The organism is Streptomyces sp. NBC_01190 (assembly GCF_045039895.1).
GTDB lineage: Bacteria > Actinomycetota > Actinomycetes > Streptomycetales > Streptomycetaceae > Actinacidiphila.
In genome coordinates, this window is record NZ_CP108580.1 from 5,503,476 (window position 1) to 5,520,089 (window position 16,614).

Here is a 16,614-nt window from a genome sequence, read left to right on the forward strand (position 1 = left end):
TCATCGCATCGGGTGAGGGGCGGCACCCAAGTGGTGCCGCCCCTCACCCGTGTCGCCGTGCCCGGTGCCTTAGGACGTGCCGTCAGAGCTCGCCCTTGCGGGACATGTAGGTGAAGAAGAACCAGCCGGGCAGCACCGGCAGCCAGAAGGTCAGCAGCCGGAAGAAGAGCACCGCGGGGGTGGCCACCTCCTTCGGCAGTCCCGCCGCGATCAGCCCACCGGTCAGCGCGAGTTCGACCGCGCCGACGCCACCAGGGGTCGGCGCCGCGGAACCCAGCGCGTTGCCCGCGAGGAAGACGACCGCGATGGCCGCGTAGCTGAGATGCCCCCCGAAGGCGCGGACGCAGCCGTCCAGGCAGATGACGAAGCACACCGTCAGCATCAGCGTGCCGCCGATGCCGGTGAGCAGCTTCGCGGGCCGCTGGAGCACATCCAGCATGCGCGGCACGACCCCCGCGAACAGCGCCCGCACCCGCGTCGAGACGAACTTCCGCAGCGCCGGCACCGCGGTGACCACCAGCACCAGCACACCCACGGTGAGCAGGCCCGCCATGACCGTACGGGACGGTGACAGCGACGGTGTCTTCTCGGTGCCGGTGATGTAGCCGAAGGTCAGCAGCAACAGCACATGGGCGCCCAGCCCGACGAGCTGCGAGGCGCCGACACTGGCCACCGCGAGTCCCGGCCGTACCCCGGCCTTCTGGAGGTAGCGGGTGTTGAGCGCCACCCCGCCGACCGCCGCAGGCGCCACCAGCTTCACGAAGGACCCGGCGACCTGCGCCTGCACCGTACGCAGCAACGAAAGACGCTCCGGCACGAAGCCCGACAGCGCGCAGGCGGCGGCCACATAGCTCGCCGCCGAGCCGAGGACCGCGAGCGCCGCCCACTGCCAGTCCGCGTGGGCGACCGCGTGCCCGATCGGCACCGAACTGAGCTGGGAGAGCAGGAAGTACGCGGCGAAGGCGCCGGCGATCACCGTGATGAGGGTGCGCGGCCTGATCCGTTCGAGACGGGCCGGCTCGACCGGGGCCTGCGGGCGGATCAACAGCACCTGCTGTCTGATCCGGGACAGCAGATCCTCCTCACGCACCTCTTCCAGCGCGTCCTCTATGGCCCGCTTCTCGGCCCGGTCCTCGGCCTTGCGCTTCGCCTTGGAGACCCCCTTGACCAGGCTGGGGTCCTGCTCGTCCCGCGTCTCGTGGGACCGCTTGTGCTCGCGCCCCTCCCGCCCGAGGGCGGACGCCGCGAGCACCGCGTCCCGCTCCCGCTGCGCCCGCTGCCGGCCCAGCGTCTTGAGCCGGCTCCGGGTGGTCCGGCTCAGCGCGATCGGCTGGAGCAGCGGCAGCGAGGCGGCCACCGCGTCCGGCCCGAGCACGGCCAGCGCCGACGCCACCGCCCGCTCGGGGCCGACCCGCAGCGCCATGGTGGTCAGCAACTGGGAGATGTCGAGCCGCAGCAGGATGTCGCCGGCCGCGATCTCGCCGCCGCGCAGATCCGTCAGGAACACCCGGGAGTTCCGGTCCACCAGCAGCGACTCGTCCACGAGCCGCCGGTGCGCGATCCGTCGCGACTGCAACGCCCGTACCTGCGTCCACGCCTCCCGCAGCAGCGGGTCGGTCAGCTCCTCGTCCGCCAGCTTGTCGAACCGCCGGCCGCCGATGTGCTCGTAGACCAGCATCACCGCGTCGGGGCCCAGCTCCGAGGTGGCGATCAGCTTGGGCGCGTTGGCGCCGGCCGCGATCGCCGCGTACGACAGCAGCGCCTCCTGTTCGAGAGCCTGCCGCAGCGACAGCAGGCTGCGCCGCTGGGTGAGGCCGCCGACCAGGGACAGCCGCCGCCAGGTGCGGTAGAAGAAGCCGTGCGCCTGCTGCTCGCGGTCGACCACCGTGACGTCCAGCGGCGGCCCGTCCTCCAAGGTGACGAGATAGCCGCGGCCCCGGTCGGTGTCGGCGTTCTCCGGGCCGGTGTCGAGCACCCGGCGGGCGGTCAGCGGCGCGAAGCCGACCCGGCGCAGCCCGGCCAGCAGATTCTGGCCGGTGGGGCGGACGTTCGGCGAGCCGACCGCGTACACCGTGCCGTAGGCGACCGTCCAGCCGATCAGTACGGTCACCGCGATCGAGAACGGCGTGGTGTAGCCGCCGACCAGCACCGCGAAGGCGTCGAGCAGCAGGACGAACCAGAGCGCCACCCGCCAGCGCGGGCGCCGCGCCATGCCGACGGCGGTGACATAGGCGATCACCGGCGCCAGATAGCCGTGTACGGGGTCGGTCATGCCGATGCCGGACGGCGCGTTGTGGGACAGGGCCATCCGGATCGCGTGCGGCGCGGAGTCGCTCACCCACAGGTCGGTGGCGAGCGCGGTGCCGTGGGCGAGGACGGCCGCCAGCACGCCGTCGCCGATCCGCAGGGCGTCCCTTTTGGCGAGCCGTTCGACCGCGAAGGCGACCGGCACGATCAGGACGGCGACACTCGCCGCGAGACCGGCCACGGACGCCAGCGCGTCGGGGGTGTGGTGGGCGCCCTTGGAGATGTCGGTCTCCAGGCCGCTGGTGGTGGCGTGCGCGAACCAGGCGATGCCGAGCACCACCGCGATACCGAGCAGACCGACGATGAAGCGCACCAGGTCGGCCGGGCGGTGGACGCGGGCGGCGAGCAGCGGCTCGTCGCCGGAGACGGGCAGGCGGGTGGCACCGGCCTCGCTGGCCACCGCGTCGTCGCAGGCCTCGGCCTCTTGGTCCTTGGCGGCGGGGCCTCCGCTGTCGGCCTCGGTGCTGCCGTGCGGTTCGTGATCCTTACGCCCTGAGGCCTCGGGAGGCGGGCCGTCCGGCTGCTCGGGGTGCGTCCCGTCCGCGCCGGCGCCCACGCCGTCGTCGGGGGCCAGGTGCGAGCCCGTACGGGGGCCCGTGGCGTCCTTCCGGGCGCCGCGGGGGTCGGGGGACCGGTGCGAACCGGTACGGGGCGCGGCGGCGTCCCCGGCGGCGCGGGGGTCGCCACCGACCGGGCCGCCGTTCTCGGCGTGGGTGGCGTGATCAGCACGGTCGACGGCGTGGCCGGCAGCCGGGCCGGGCGTGGCCCCGGAGCCGGATCCCCCGTCGGATCCCGGGCCGGAACCGGACGCGGGACCTGCTTCCCAGCCCGCGGCGGACACCGGACCCGGGGCCGGACCCGGCCCCGTGCCGGAGGCCGGCGCGGCCGCGGCACCCGTCGCGGACGAGGGCAGCGGCGCATGGGCGCGGGGTGCGTCTCCGGCTTCCTCTGCGCCCCGCATCTCCCCTGTCGCCTCTTCTTGATCTCGTATCACCTGTCACCGCCCGGACGATGGTGGCACGACCCATGTGCGGTTGGCACCGGAACCCCCCGGTGTCGGCGGTCTGGGGCAGGATGGGCGAGATGAGCGAGAAGAGCGGCGAGAACGACCCGGGGGCGCCCGGCGACTACGCGGAACGGGTGCTCGACACGGTCGACGTGATCCCGCCGGGCAAGGTCATGACGTACGGGGATGTGGCGGAGTGGCTCGGCGAGGGCGGCCCCCGCCAGGTCGGCCGGGTCCTCGCGCACTACGGCGGGGGCGTGCCGTGGTGGCGTGTCGTGCGCTCCGACGGCGTGCTGCTGCCCGGACACGAGCTCCGGGCCCTCGACCACTACCGCTCCGAGGGCACGCCGCTGCGGGGATCCGGCCCGGCGGCGGAGGGCCACATCCCGCGGGTCGACATGCGCCGGGCCCGCTGGGACGGACAGGCCGCGGCCCCGGCTCGCGGGAGTCGCGGGACTCGCGAGGACGGTGACGGGTGACGGCCGCAAGGTCATGTCATCCAGCTTCCGCCATCCGGGGGCCGACCGTGCCCATGGCCGCCCGTCCGGAGTACATTGCCTGACCCCCTCGAAACCGGCTGATCACGTGAACCCCTCCCTGCCCTCCCTCAGCGCACCCCTCGGCGCGCCGTCCACCCCGGCGGCGACCGGCCCGGCCGCGGGACCGGCCGCTCCCCGCGCGCCCTACCCGACCGCTACGACAAGCCCGGGCGTCGGAGGCTACCGGCTCGTGCGTACCCCGGTGGTCCCCGCCGCACCCCCTCTCCTGGACGCGAGGCAGCGAGCGGTGGTTGAGCACCGGGCGGGACCGCTGCTGGTGCTGGGCGGACCGGGCACGGGCCGGACCACGGCCCTCGTCGAGGCCGTCACCGCGCGGGCGCGGGCCGGCACCCCGCCCGAACGGATCCTCGTCCTCACCTTCCACCGCGAGGCGGCCCTGGACCTGCGGGACCGGATCGCCGCCAGGCTCGGGTCCGACACGCCGGGCAGTACCGCCCCGGTCGCCCCGCAGGCCCTCACCTTCCACTCCTACTGCTACGGCCTGCTGCGGGCCCACCAGCCGGCCGACCGCTACGCCGAACCCGTACGGCTGCTCTCCGGTCCCGAGCAGGACCTGATGGTGCGCGAGCTGCTCGCCGGGCAGATCGAACTCGTTCGCGACGGGCGGGCCCGGGTGCGCTGGCCTGACGAGCTGCGGGCCGCCCTGACCACCCGCGGATTCGCCGACGAGGTGCGGGCGGTGCTGGCCCGCAGCCGCGAACTCGGCCTCGCGCCGGAGGCACTGCGCGACTTCGCCCGCCGCATCGGGCGGCCCGACTGGCGGGCGGCGGCCGACCTGCTCGCCGAGTACCTGGACGTCACCGACCTCCAGGGCGTCATCGACTACACCGAGCTGGTGCACCGGGCGGTCCGGCTGGCGCGCAGACCCGACGTGCACGCGGAGCTGGCCCGGCGGTACGACGCGGTGTACGTCGACGAGTACCAGGACACCGACCCGGCCCAGGTCCGGCTGCTGCGGGCGCTGGCCGGGGGCGGCCGGACGCTCGTCGCCTTCGGCGACCCGGACCAGGCGATCTACGCGTTCCGCGGCGCCGACGTCAACGCGATCCTCGACTTCCCCGAGCGGTTCCCCCGGCGGGACGGCGGGGCCGCGCCCATCGTCGTCCTCACCGGCTCCCACCGGGCCACCGCGCCGCTGCTCGCCGCCACCCGTCAGCTCAGCGGCCGGCTGCCGCTGCCCCGCCTGCCCGCGGCGGTGGCCCGCGCGCATCGCTTCCCGACGCCGATCGCGGAGGGGCGCCCGGCCGCTTCGATGACGGCCGCTGCCGGGCCTGCCGCTTCGGTGAAGGCTGCCTTTGCGGCGGAGGGCGGTTCGGCCGGGGGGCCGGGCGGTGGCGCGGCCGGTGGTCCCGCGGGGAGCGCGGTCAGGGGAGCGGTCGCCGTCCGTACGTACCCGACGCCGGGCGCCGAGGTCGACTCCATCGCCGACGTCCTGCGCCGCGCCCACCTGGAGGAGAACGTCCCGTGGGCCGACATGGCCGTCCTCGTCCGAAGCGGCGCCGCGCTCCCCGCCCTCCGCCGCGCCCTCATGTCGTCAGGCGTCCCCGTCGACCTCGCCTCCTCCGACGCGCCCCTGCACGCGGAGCCCGCGGTGGCGCCGCTGCTGCTCGCCCTCCGGGTGGCGGCGGAATCGGCGGGGCCGGACCGGGCGGCCCGGCGGGGGAGCCCCGCGGGGGCGTCCGGTACGGAGGAGGGTGTGCCGGGTGGCGGGGCGGGCGACGCGGCGGGTGCCTCGGCGGGGGAAGGCGGCGCGGCCGACGGCGCGCCCCAGCCGGCCGTTCGCCTACGCGTCGAGGACGCCGTCACCCTTCTCACGTCACCGCTGGGCGGCATGGACGCGGCGGACCTGAGGCGGCTCGGGCGGGCGCTCCGGGAGGAGGAACGCGCCGCCGGGCAGCCCGTCCCGCGCCCCTCCGACGTGCTGATCGCCGAGGCCGTGGCGGAACCCGAACGGCTGGCCACGTACGACCAGGCGTACGCGCGGGGAGCCGTGCGGCTGGGCCGGCTGCTGCGGGAGGCGGCCCGTTCGCTGCGGACCGGCGGCACCGCGGAAGAGGCGCTGTGGGGCCTGTGGGCGGGCTCGCCGTGGAGCGGACGGCTGGAGCGCGCGGCGCTGCGCGGCGGCCCGGCCGGCCGCAACGCCGACCGCGACCTGGACGCGGTGTGCGCGCTCTTCGAGACCGCCGCCAGGGCCGAGGAGCGCACCGGCGGCCGGGGCGCCCTCAACCTGATCGAGGAGCTCTCCGCCTTCGACATCGCCGCCGACACCCGCACCGCGAGCGCCGTACGGCCCGGCGCCGTACGGCTCACCACCGCGCACCGCGCCAAAGGACACGAGTGGCGGCTGGTGGTGGTGGCCGGCGTACAGGAAGGCGTATGGCCCGACCTGCGGCGCCGCGGCTCGCTGCTGGAGGCAGACCGGATCGGCCGGGACGGCCTGGCCCCGCCGCTCAGCCAGGGCGCGCTGCTCACCGAGGAGCGCCGCCTGTTCTACGTGGCCGCCACCCGCGCCCGCGAGCGCCTGCTGGTCACCGCGGTGAAGGCCGCCGCCGACGACGGTGACCAGCCGTCCCGCTTCCTCGCCGAACTCGGCGTCCAGCCGCAGGACGTCACCCACCGGCCCCGCCGGCCGCTCGCGGTGGCCGCGCTGGTCGCCGAGCTGCGGGCCACCACCGTCGATCCGGCCGCCTCGCTGGCGCTGCGCGAGGCCGCCGCCCAGCGGCTGGCCAGAATGGCCGCGCTCGACGACGACGGCCACCCGCTGGTCCCCGCCGCCCACCCCGAGCGCTGGTGGGGCCTGTACGAGCCGACCCGCTCGGCGGTGCCGCTGCGCGACCGGGAACAGCCGGTCGTCCTGTCCGGCAGCGCCCTGGACCAACTCGCCAACACCTGCGCACTCCAGTGGTTCCTCGGCCGCGAGGTCAAGGCCGAGCCGCCGTCCACCGCCGCCCAGGGCTTCGGCAACGTGGTGCACGTGCTGGCCGACGAGGTCGGCTCCGGCCGCACCCCGGCGGACCTCGACGTGCTGATGGCCCGGCTGGACTCGGTCTGGGACGCGCTCGCCTTCGACGCGCCCTGGAAGTCCCGCCAGGAGAAGGAGAACGCCCGCGCCGCCCTGGAACGCTTCCTGCGCTGGCACGTCATGGAGCGCGGCCGCACGATCGTGGCCGGCGAGCACACCTTCGACGTCACCCTCGACGCGGGCGAGGCCCGGGTACGGATCCGGGGCAGCATGGACCGGGTCGAGACGGACGCCGAAGGACAGGCGTACGTGGTGGACTTCAAGACCGGGCGGGCCAAACCGACCGCCGCGGAAGTGGCCCACCATCCCCAGCTCGCCGTCTACCAGCTCGCCGTGCGCGAGGGAGCCGTCGACTCGCTGTTCGGCGAGGAGCGGCCCCGGGCGGGCGGCGCCGAACTGGTCCAGTTGCGACTCGGCGCGACCAAGCGGGACGGCGGGGACACGCTGCCGGTGGTGCAGCGGCAGGGGCCACTGGACGGGCCGGGTGAGCGGGGCGAGTCGAGTGCGTCGGGGGAGCCGGGTGCGTCGGGGGAGCCGGCCGGCCAGGGCGGGTGGGCGGAGGATCTGCTGGCCCGGGCGGCCGGGCGGGTGCTGGACGAGCGGTTCACCCCGGCGGCCGGGCAGCACTGCGCGCACTGCGCCTTCCGGGCGTCGTGCACGGCTCAGCCGGAGGGCCGGCACATCGTGGAGTGACGGCGCGGCGTGGAGCTTTGGCGCGCCGTGGAGTTCGGGAGTGCCGTGGAGCTTTGGCGCGTGGGCGCCGTCCGTGCGAGGCGGCCGGCGGCCGGTGGACAACTCACCGGGCCTGTGGACAGCCGAAAGGGGCTGTCGGTCCCGGGCGCTAGATTGTTCCTACGACTTTCGGGGTGGGACGCGCTGGGGAATGTGCGCGCGTGTTGTGGAGGGGGCGGCCGTGCTGGCCACACGAAAACTTCTGGCGACGGTCCTCGTCGCGGGCGCGGCCGTCGCGGGGCTCACCGGATGCGGCGGGGACAAGGACCCATCATCGGCCGCGCCACTGGTGCGGCCGATCTCGACCACCACGGAGGCCGGTCCGTTCGCCGGTGAGACCGGTGAGCGGGTCCTGCACGACGCCGAACAGGCGATGCTGACCGCGAAGTCGATGACCATCGACCTCCACATCACCGGGGACGACGACGAGCCGCTGCACATGACGGCCGCCGTCACCGCCTCGGGGAAGTGCGCGGCGGCCGTCGACGACGACGGCGGCCGGTTCCAGGTCATCGGCACCGGCTCGGCCTACTACATGAAGGCGGAGGCCGCGTATTGGAAGGCCAAGGGCGGTGCCAACGGTTCGGTCATCGCCCAACTCGCGGGCGGCAAGTGGCTGAAGCTGCCCGCGGGGGCCGCCAAGCAGGGCGGCTTCAAGGAGTTCTGCGACCTGAAGACCATGATGACGGCCGCGTCGCAGGAGGACGCGGGCCAAACCGTCACCAAGGGCCGCCCGATCGAGTACCGGGGGCAGCGGGTGCTGCCGCTGACGCAGCACTCCCCGGACGACGGTGACACCCGGTTGTACGTGGCGGCCACCGGCACGCCGTACATCCTCTTCACCGAGGAGGACACCTCCGACACCGGGACCTTCAGCGGATTCGGTGAGATGCCGCACATCGCCGCGCCGCCGGCCGACCAGACCGTCGACTTCTCCGCCTTCGGGGATCCCAAGGGCTTCTCCATATGAGCCGGTTTTGAGTCCTCGCTGAGCCGGCGCCGAGACGGTGCCCGGGTCGGTACGGAGGCTGTACGGGGGCCTGTTGGGGCGGTTCCGGGACCATCCGGACGCCCCGCGCTGCCCGCCGGTGCCGGCGGCCGGCAGGGCCGGGCCGCCGAACCGGGGGCACCATGGCCCCGGCGTGTGATGTCGGCCGTGCCGGATAGCCTCACCCGGGTGGCAGCCCGCATCACCCGACCCGAGCAGTTGAGAGAACTGCTGGGCATCCCCTTCACCCCGGAGCAGTTGGCGTGCGTGACCGCGCCGCCCGCGCCGGGTGTGATCGTGGCGGGCGCCGGCTCGGGCAAGACCACGGTGATGGCCGCCCGGGTGGTCTGGCTGGCCGGCACCGGACAGGTCGCGCCCGAGCAGGTCCTCGGGCTGACCTTCACCAACAAGGCGGCCGGCGAACTCGCCGAGCGGGTCCGCAAGGCGCTGGTCCAGGCCGGCGTCACCGACCCGGAACCGCTGCCGCCCCGGCCCGGCGAGGAAGCGACCCCGCCCGGTGAACCCCGGATCTCCACCTACCACGCGTTCGCCGGTCAACTGCTCAAGGACCACGGCATGCGGATCGGCCTCGAACCGACCGCCCGGCTGCTCGCCGACGCCACCCGCTACCAACTTGCCGCCAGGGTGCTGCGATCCGCCCCCGGCCCCTACCCGGCGCTCACCAAGGGCCTGCCCACCCTCGTCGCCGACCTGCTCGCCCTCGCCGGGGAACTCTCCGAACACCTAGTCACCCCTGAGCGGTTGCGGGCGTACGACTCGGGGCTCGCCGAGGAACTGTCCGCGCTCGACCCGGACAAACGCGGCTTCGCCTGGGTGCGGGACGTCCGGCGGACCGTCGCCGCCCGCCGCGACCTCGCCGAACTGGCCGCCGCCTACCGCGCGGAGAAACACGGCAGGGAACTGCTCGACTTCGGCGACCAGATCGCCCTGTCCGCGGCCCTCGCCCAGGACCGGCCCGAGGTCGGCGCGATCCTGCGCGACCAGTACCGGGTGGTGCTGCTCGACGAGTACCAGGACACCTCGGTCGCCCAGCGGCTGCTGCTCGCCGGACTCTTCGGCGGCGGCACCGGCCACCCCGTCACCGCCGTCGGCGACCCCTGCCAGGCCATCTACGGCTGGCGCGGCGCCTCCGTGGCCAACCTCGACGACTTCCCCCGGCACTTCCCGTACGCCGACGGACGCCCCGCCGACCGGTACGCGCTCCAGGAGAACCGCCGCTCCGGCGGCCGGCTGCTCGACCTCGCCAACACCCTCGCCGCCGAACTGCGGGCCCGGCACGAAGGCGTCGAGGCACTCCGCCCCGCGCCCGGCGCCGAACGGGAAGGACAGGTGCGGTGCGCCCTGCTGCCCACCCAGGAGGAGGAGACGGGCTGGCTCGCCGACTCCATCGCCCACCTGGTCCGTACCGGGACCGCCCCGGGCGAGATCGCCGTCCTGTGCCGTACCGCCGGCCGCTTCGCCGAGATCCAGGCCGCGCTCGTCGCCCGCGACATCCCGGTGGAGGTGGTGGGCCTGTCCGGGCTGCTGCACCTGCCCGAGGTCGCGGACCTCGTCGCCGTCTGCGAGGTGCTGCACGACCCCACCGCCAACGCCTCGCTGGTCCGGCTGCTCACCGGGCCGCGCTGGCGGATCGGCCCCCGCGACCTGGCGCTGCTCGGCCGCCGCGCGCGCCAACTCGTCCGGTACACCGGCGCCGCCGGTGACGGCGGCGATCCGCTGGCCGCGGCCGTCGAAGGCACCGACCCCGCCGAGGTGATCTCCCTCGCCGACGCGCTGGAGACCTTCCTGGACGCGGAGCCCGCGCCCGGCCCCGGCGGCGCGGCGGACGGCTCCCAACTGCCCTTCTCCGCCGAGGCCCGGGTGCGGTTCGCCCGGCTCGCCACCGAGATCAGGGAGCTGCGGCGGGCGCTCGCCGACCCGCTGATGGACGTCCTGCACCGAGTGCTGACCGTCACCGGCCTCGACGTGGAACTCTCCGCCTCCCCGCACGCGCTGGCCGCCCGGCGCCGCGAGACCCTGCACTCCTTCCTCGACGTGGCCGCCGGATTCGCCGCACTGGACGGCGAGGCGACCCTGCTGGCCTTCCTCGGCTTCCTGCGCACCGCGGCCCAGTACGAGAAAGGCCTGGACAGCGCCCTGCCCGGCGGCGAGAACACCGTCAAAGTGCTCACCGCCCACAAGTCCAAGGGCCTGGAGTGGGACGTGGTGGCGGTTCCCGGCCTGGTCGCCAAGGGCTTCCCCAGCGAGCGCGGCCGGGAGCTGTGGCCGGCCAACGCCAAGGTGCTGCCGCACAGCCTGCGCGGCGACGCCGCGACCCTGCCCGATGTCGCCGAGTGGACCCGGGCCGGCCTCGACGAGTTCCGCGACGCGATGAAGGAGCACCAGCGGATCGAGGAGCTGCGCCTCGGCTACGTCACCTTCACCCGGCCCCGGTCCCTGCTGCTCGGCTCCGGGCACTGGTGGGGGCCGACGCAGAAATCAGCGTTCGGCCCCTCGGCCTTCCTCGACGCCCTGCGTGAGCACTGCGAGGCGGGCAACGGCGAGATCGACCACTGGGCGCCCCGACCGGAGCCGGGGGCGACCAACCCGGCCCTCGACCGGGTGGCGGAGCCGCCCTGGCCGCTGCCGCTCGACGCCGAGGCACTCGGCCGCCGCCGCCGGGCGGCCACCGCGGTCCTGGCCCACCTGGACGCCACCCGCGAGGCCCGCGCGGCGGACCTGCCCGCGCCCCGTACCGAATCCGGCGCGGCCGCCCCCGGCGAGGCCGATCTCGTACCCGAGGAGGCCAGGCTGGTCGCCTCCTGGGATCGCGACCTGGACGCCCTGGCCGGCGAACTGCGGCGGGCCCGGGCGACGGTCAGGGACGTACCGCTGCCCGCGACCCTGACCGCCACCCAGTTGATGCGGCTGGCCGCCGACCCCGACGCGCTCGCCCGGGAGCTGGCCCGCCCGCTGCCCCGGCCTCCCGCCCCGGCCGCCCGCCGCGGCACCCGCTTCCACGCCTGGGTCGAGTCCCGTTTCGACGCCCGGCCGCTCTTCGCCCCCGAGGACCTCCCCGGCATCGAACCCGGCGACGAGATCGCCGACGAGCACGACCTCACCGCGCTCAAGGACGCCTTCCTCCGCACCCCCTACGCCGACCGCACCCCGTACCGCGTCGAGGAGCCGTTCCAGATCGCGCTGGCCGGCCGCCTCATCCGGGGCCGGATCGACGCCGTCTACCGCGAGGCCGACGGCTACGAGCTCCTCGACTGGAAGACCGGCCGCAATCCGGCCGCCGCCGACCCGCTCCAGCTCGCCATCTACCGGGTCGCCTGGTCCGAGCAGCGGAACGTCCCGCTGAGCCGGGTCCGGGCCGCCTTCCTGCACATCCGCAGCGGCGAGCTGGTCCGGCCGCCGCACCTGCCGGACCGCGCGGCCCTGGAGCGTCTGATCACCGACGGGCCGCCATGACGATCCGCGCGCCCGCTCGTTGTCCCGGCCCCTCCTTCCCGCCCCTGCACGCCCCTGCACGCTCCTTCGCGCCCCCGCGCTCCCCGCACGCTCGACCGCGCCGAAGGTGCCGGTTCTGCGCATCCCGGACGGCGGCTAGGCTCGTACCCATGAGCCCCACCCAGGACGAAGATGTCCCGGATCCCACCAGACGCACCCATTTCCGGCATCCCCACCCCGCGCTCCCGGCCCCGGACGGCCCGGTGGGACACCGCCCGGCGGAACACACCGGCCGTTCCCGTAACGTCCCGGGGAATTTCCGTGCCGTCCGACCGTTGGCATTCGGTGAACACCACGCTGGACCCGGCGCCGGACCGGGCCGGCCGGGCCGACGAGTCCGCCCGGTGACGGGCATCGATCGCATGGGTCACCAGGACCCCCGGTACGGCCGTGCGCACCACACCGACGCCGGGCAGGTCATCGGAGCGGCTCCGATCGCCAAGCCAGGCGCCGAGCCGGACACTCATTCGACGGGGAGCAGGAAGCAGCCTTGACCGGACGTCTCGACACCACAGCGCAGCCGCTGGCCCTCACCCACGAGGGCGTGGACCGCGCGGCCCACCACCGGCTCGACGAGGCATGGCTGGCCGCGGCCTGGAGCCACCCCACCACCCGGGTGTTCGTGGTCTCCGGCGGTCAGGTGCTGGTCCAGGAAACCAGTGACGGCGGTGACGGCGGTGACGGCGGCACCGAACTCGTCATGACCCCGGCGTTCGACGCGCCGGAGACCGAGATGCACCGCTACTTCCTCGGCATCGACCCGTCCGACGGCGTGCGCTACTTCGCCCTCCAGAAGGACAGCCTGCCCGGCAGGATGGACCAGGCCGCCCGCCCGGCGGGCCTGCGTGAGGTCGGCGGGCTGCTCTCCCCGCTCCAGTCGGGCCTCATGGTGCACGCGGTCGCGCTGGAGAACTGGCAGCGCCTGCACCGCTTCTGCTCCCGCTGCGGCGAACGCACCGTCATCGCCGCCGCGGGCCACATCCGCCGCTGCCCCGCCTGCGGCGCCGAGCACTACCCGCGCACCGACCCCGCCGTGATCATGCTGGTCACCGACGAGGAGGACCGCGCCCTGCTCGGCCGCCAGGTCCACTGGCCGGAGGGCCGCTTCTCCACCCTCGCCGGATTCGTGGAGCCCGGCGAGTCCCTGGAGGCCGCGGTGCGGCGCGAGGTGCTGGAGGAGGCGGGCGTGGTCGTCGGCGACGTCGAGTACATCGCCAGCCAGCCCTGGCCCTTCCCGTCCAGCCTGATGCTCGGCTTCATGGCCCAGGCCACCAGCTCCGACATCACCGTGGACGGCGAGGAGATCCACGAGGCCCGCTGGTTCTCCCGGGAGGAACTCACCGCGGCCTTCGACTCCGGCGAGGTGCTGCCGCCGTTCGGCATCTCCATCGCGGCCCGGCTGATCGAACTCTGGTACGGCAAGCCGCTGCCGCGACAGGGCGGCGGGGCACGCTGAAGCGATCGGGGCGCCTTCGCACGCTGTGAGGCGAGCGCGCCTCCGATACGCCGACGCCGCGATGGCCCCGACGTCCCGACCCGCTCGACATCCAGGCCCCCGCCCCCGACGGCGCGCGGCACCGACCGTGCCCCGACGCGGCCGGGTGGCCGTCGTCGGGGCACTCGCGGTCACGCGGCGGTGAGCGCCTGCTTGACCTGGGCGACCGACGGGTTGGTCAGCGTGGTCGAGGTGCCCGACCCGGAGCTGATCAGAACCGTGGGCACGGTCTGGTTCCCACCGTTGGCCTCCTCCACGAACTTCGCGGACGCCGGGTCCTGCTCGATGTTGATCTCCTCGTACGCGATGCCCTCGCGTTCGAGCTGGCTCTTCAGCCGCCGGCAGTAGCCGCACCAGCTCGTGCTGTACATGGTCACGGTGCCCGACATCGGCGTCGCTCCTCGCTCCTCGTCCCGGCGGTCCGGGGGATCCATGGGTGGTTCCAGCGGTTCCAGGGTGTGCCACCAGCTCAACGCGTCACCCTGGCGGCGCATTCCGGTGTCACCCGGAAGAGGGCTGTGGACAACTTCTCCGGGGCGTCCGCGAGACCTGGCAGAGTGGCGGGGTGACTGCGACAACCCACGACTCGCTCTTCCCCGCGATCCCCGACTCCCCCGACGCGGTGCTCGACGGCCTGGACCCCGAGCAGCGCGCCGTCGCCACGGCCCTGCACGGACCGGTCTGCGTGCTCGCCGGAGCCGGCACCGGCAAGACCCGGGCCATCACCCACCGGATCGCCTACGGGGTGCGCGCCGGGATCCTCCAGCCCTCGACCGTGCTCGCCGTCACCTTCACCGCGCGGGCCGCGGGCGAGATGCGCGGGCGGCTGCGGATGCTGGGCGCCGGCGGCGTCCAGGCCCGCACCTTCCACTCCGCCGCCCTGCGCCAGCTCCAGTACTTCTGGCCCCGGGCCGTCGGCGGCGAGCTGCCCCGGCTGATCGAGCGCAAGATCCAGCTCGTCGCCGAGGCCGGCGCGCGCTGCCGGATCCGCCTGGACCGCAACGAACTGCGGGACGTCACCGGCGAGATCGAATGGTGCAAAGTCACTCAGACCGTGCCCGAGGAGTATCCGGCCGCCGCCGCCAAGACCGGCCGTGACGTCCCCCGCGACGCCGCCGAGATCGCCCGCATCTACACCACGTACGAGCAGCTCAAACGCGACCGCGGCGTGATCGACTTCGAGGACGTGCTGCTGCTCACCGTCGGCGTGCTCCAGGACCGGCCGGACGTCGCGGAAACCGTCCGCTCGCAGTACCAGCACTTCGTCGTCGACGAGTACCAGGACGTCAGCCCGCTCCAGCAGCGGCTGCTCGACCTCTGGCTCGGCGGCCGGGACAACCTCTGCGTGGTCGGTGACGCCTCGCAGACCATCTACTCCTTCACCGGCGCCACCCCCGACTTCCTGCTCGGCTTCCGCACCCGCCACCCCGACGCCACCGTCGTCAAACTCGTCCGCGACTACCGCTCCACCCCCCAGGTCGTCGGCCTCGCCAACGGACTGCTCGGCCAGGCCCGCGGCCAGGCCGCCGCCCACCGGCTGGAACTCGTCTCGCAGCGCGAGGCCGGCCCCGACCCCGCCTACACCGAGTACGCCGACGAACCCGCCGAGGCCGAGGGCGCCGCCCGCCGCATCCGCCAGCTCATCGACTCCGGGGTGCGGCCCAGCGAGATCGCCGTCCTCTACCGCATCAACGCCCAGTCCGAGGTGTACGAGCAGGCGCTCGCCGATGCCTCGGTGCCCTACCAACTCCGCGGCGCCGAACGCTTCTTCGAGCGGCCCGAGGTGCGGGAGGCGGGCATGCTGCTGCGCGGCGCCGCCCGCGCCTCCATCGACCCCGGTGAGGGCGAGGCCACCATCCCCCAGCAGGTGCGGGACGTGCTCAGCTCCCGCGGCTGGGCCTCGGAACCTCCCGCCGGCTCCGGCGCCGTCCGCGACCGCTGGGAATCACTCGCCGCCATCGTCCGCCTCTCCGAGGACTTCACGGCCGCCCGGCCCACCGCCACCCTCGCCGACTTCGTCGCCGAGCTCGACGAACGGGCCAACGCCCAGCACGCCCCGACCGTCGAAGGCGTCACCCTCGCCTCCCTGCACGCCGCCAAGGGCCTGGAATGGGACGCCGTCTTCCTCGTCGGCCTCACCGAAGGCACCCTGCCCATCACCTACGCCAAGACCGACGAACAGATCGAGGAGGAGCGCCGGCTGCTCTACGTCGGCGTCACCCGGGCCCGCTACCACCTCAACCTCTCCTGGGCGCTGTCCCGCTCCCCGGGCGGCCGCGGCGGCCGCCGCCCCTCCCGCTTCCTCGACGGACTGCGCCCCGGCTCGGCGGTCCGCGGCCAACGCGGCGCCGCGGCGGGCGGTGCCGGGGCGGAACGCGGCACGGGCGGCGGGCGCAAACGCCGCGGCCCGGTGCTCTGCCGGGTGTGCGGCCGCACCCTGTCCGACGCGGGCGAGATCAAACTGATGCGCTGCGAGGACTGCCCCTCCGACCTGGACGAAGGGCTCTACGAGCGGCTGCGGGTCTGGCGGATGGAACAGGCCAAGACCCTCGGGCAGCCCGCCTACTGCGTGTTCACCGACAAGACCCTGCTGGCCATCGCCGAAGTCCGGCCCGAGGGCGAAGCGGAACTCTCCTCCATCGCCGGGGTCGGCGCCCGCAAACTCGACAAGTTCGGGGCGGACGTGCTGGCCCTGGTCGCGGACGGCGGAATCAGCGAAGAACAGGAGCCCGCGCCCGCCGGGAAAGCGGAGCCCGCGACGGCCCGGCCGGCCCCCGAGTCGGACGAGGAACCGCCCGACGACCTGGGCGAGGACCCTTTCGAGGAGCCCGGAGAATCTTCCGGAGAAGAAGCTGAAAAATAGTTTGCGCATCCCGCGGAAGTCCCCATAGCCTTCCTGAGCACGCACGGGAACGGCCCTTCCAAGGGCCCACCCGATCGTGATGTACTACCCGAGTACCGTCCACCGCCCTTACGAGACGCCGAGAGGAG

Annotated in this window: 8 protein-coding genes; 6 read left to right on the top strand and 2 right to left on the bottom strand. The window is 74.4% G+C overall.

Annotation, left to right across the window (positions count from 1 at the left end; all coding sequences use genetic code 11):
• Window positions 1-82 precede the first annotated feature (82 nt).
• The gene (locus OG519_RS23230) at window positions 83-3,148 is read right to left on the bottom strand and encodes a flippase-like domain-containing protein (protein ID WP_405587227.1); all 3,066 of its coding nucleotides are present in this window, start codon (window positions 3,146-3,148) and stop codon (window positions 83-85) included.
• A gap of 233 nt (window positions 3,149-3,381) precedes the next feature.
• Between OG519_RS23230 and OG519_RS23235 the strand changes: the two genes are divergently transcribed.
• The 5 genes from OG519_RS23235 (at window position 3,382) to nudC (ending at window position 13,584) form a co-directional block, all read left to right on the top strand.
• Entirely contained in the window at window positions 3,382-3,792 is a 411-nt protein-coding gene (locus OG519_RS23235) for an MGMT family protein (RefSeq protein WP_405592921.1), read from the top strand.
• A gap of 250 nt (window positions 3,793-4,042) precedes the next feature.
• Window positions 4,043-7,588 (top strand): ATP-dependent helicase, encoded by a 3,546-nt coding sequence (locus tag OG519_RS23240; protein WP_405592923.1) that lies wholly within the window; start codon window positions 4,043-4,045, stop codon window positions 7,586-7,588.
• A gap of 220 nt (window positions 7,589-7,808) precedes the next feature.
• Window positions 7,809-8,597 carry a hypothetical protein gene (locus OG519_RS23245; RefSeq protein WP_405587229.1) on the top strand — a complete coding sequence of 263 codons (789 nt, stop codon included), beginning with the start codon at window positions 7,809-7,811 and terminating at the stop codon, window positions 8,595-8,597.
• A 207-nt stretch (window positions 8,598-8,804) separates the two neighbouring features.
• Window positions 8,805-12,089, top strand: coding sequence for a UvrD-helicase domain-containing protein (locus OG519_RS23250; RefSeq protein ID WP_405587232.1), 3,285 nt, complete (start codon window positions 8,805-8,807; stop codon window positions 12,087-12,089).
• Between the two features lie 529 nt (window positions 12,090-12,618).
• Window positions 12,619-13,584: an NAD(+) diphosphatase gene (gene nudC, locus OG519_RS23255; RefSeq protein ID WP_405587234.1), complete on the top strand. Its 966-nt coding sequence runs from the start codon at window positions 12,619-12,621 to the stop codon at window positions 13,582-13,584.
• A gap of 170 nt (window positions 13,585-13,754) precedes the next feature.
• Here nudC and OG519_RS23260 read toward each other — a convergent pair whose 3' ends face one another.
• Complete coding sequence (locus tag OG519_RS23260; protein WP_405587237.1) at window positions 13,755-14,012, bottom strand: mycoredoxin; 258 nt, start codon at window positions 14,010-14,012, stop codon at window positions 13,755-13,757.
• A gap of 176 nt (window positions 14,013-14,188) precedes the next feature.
• On the opposite strand from OG519_RS23260, the gene OG519_RS23265 reads away from it, so the two are divergent.
• The gene (locus OG519_RS23265; protein ID WP_405587240.1) at window positions 14,189-16,486 is read left to right on the top strand and encodes an ATP-dependent DNA helicase UvrD2; all 2,298 of its coding nucleotides are present in this window, start codon (window positions 14,189-14,191) and stop codon (window positions 16,484-16,486) included.
• Window positions 16,487-16,614 lie beyond the last annotated feature (128 nt).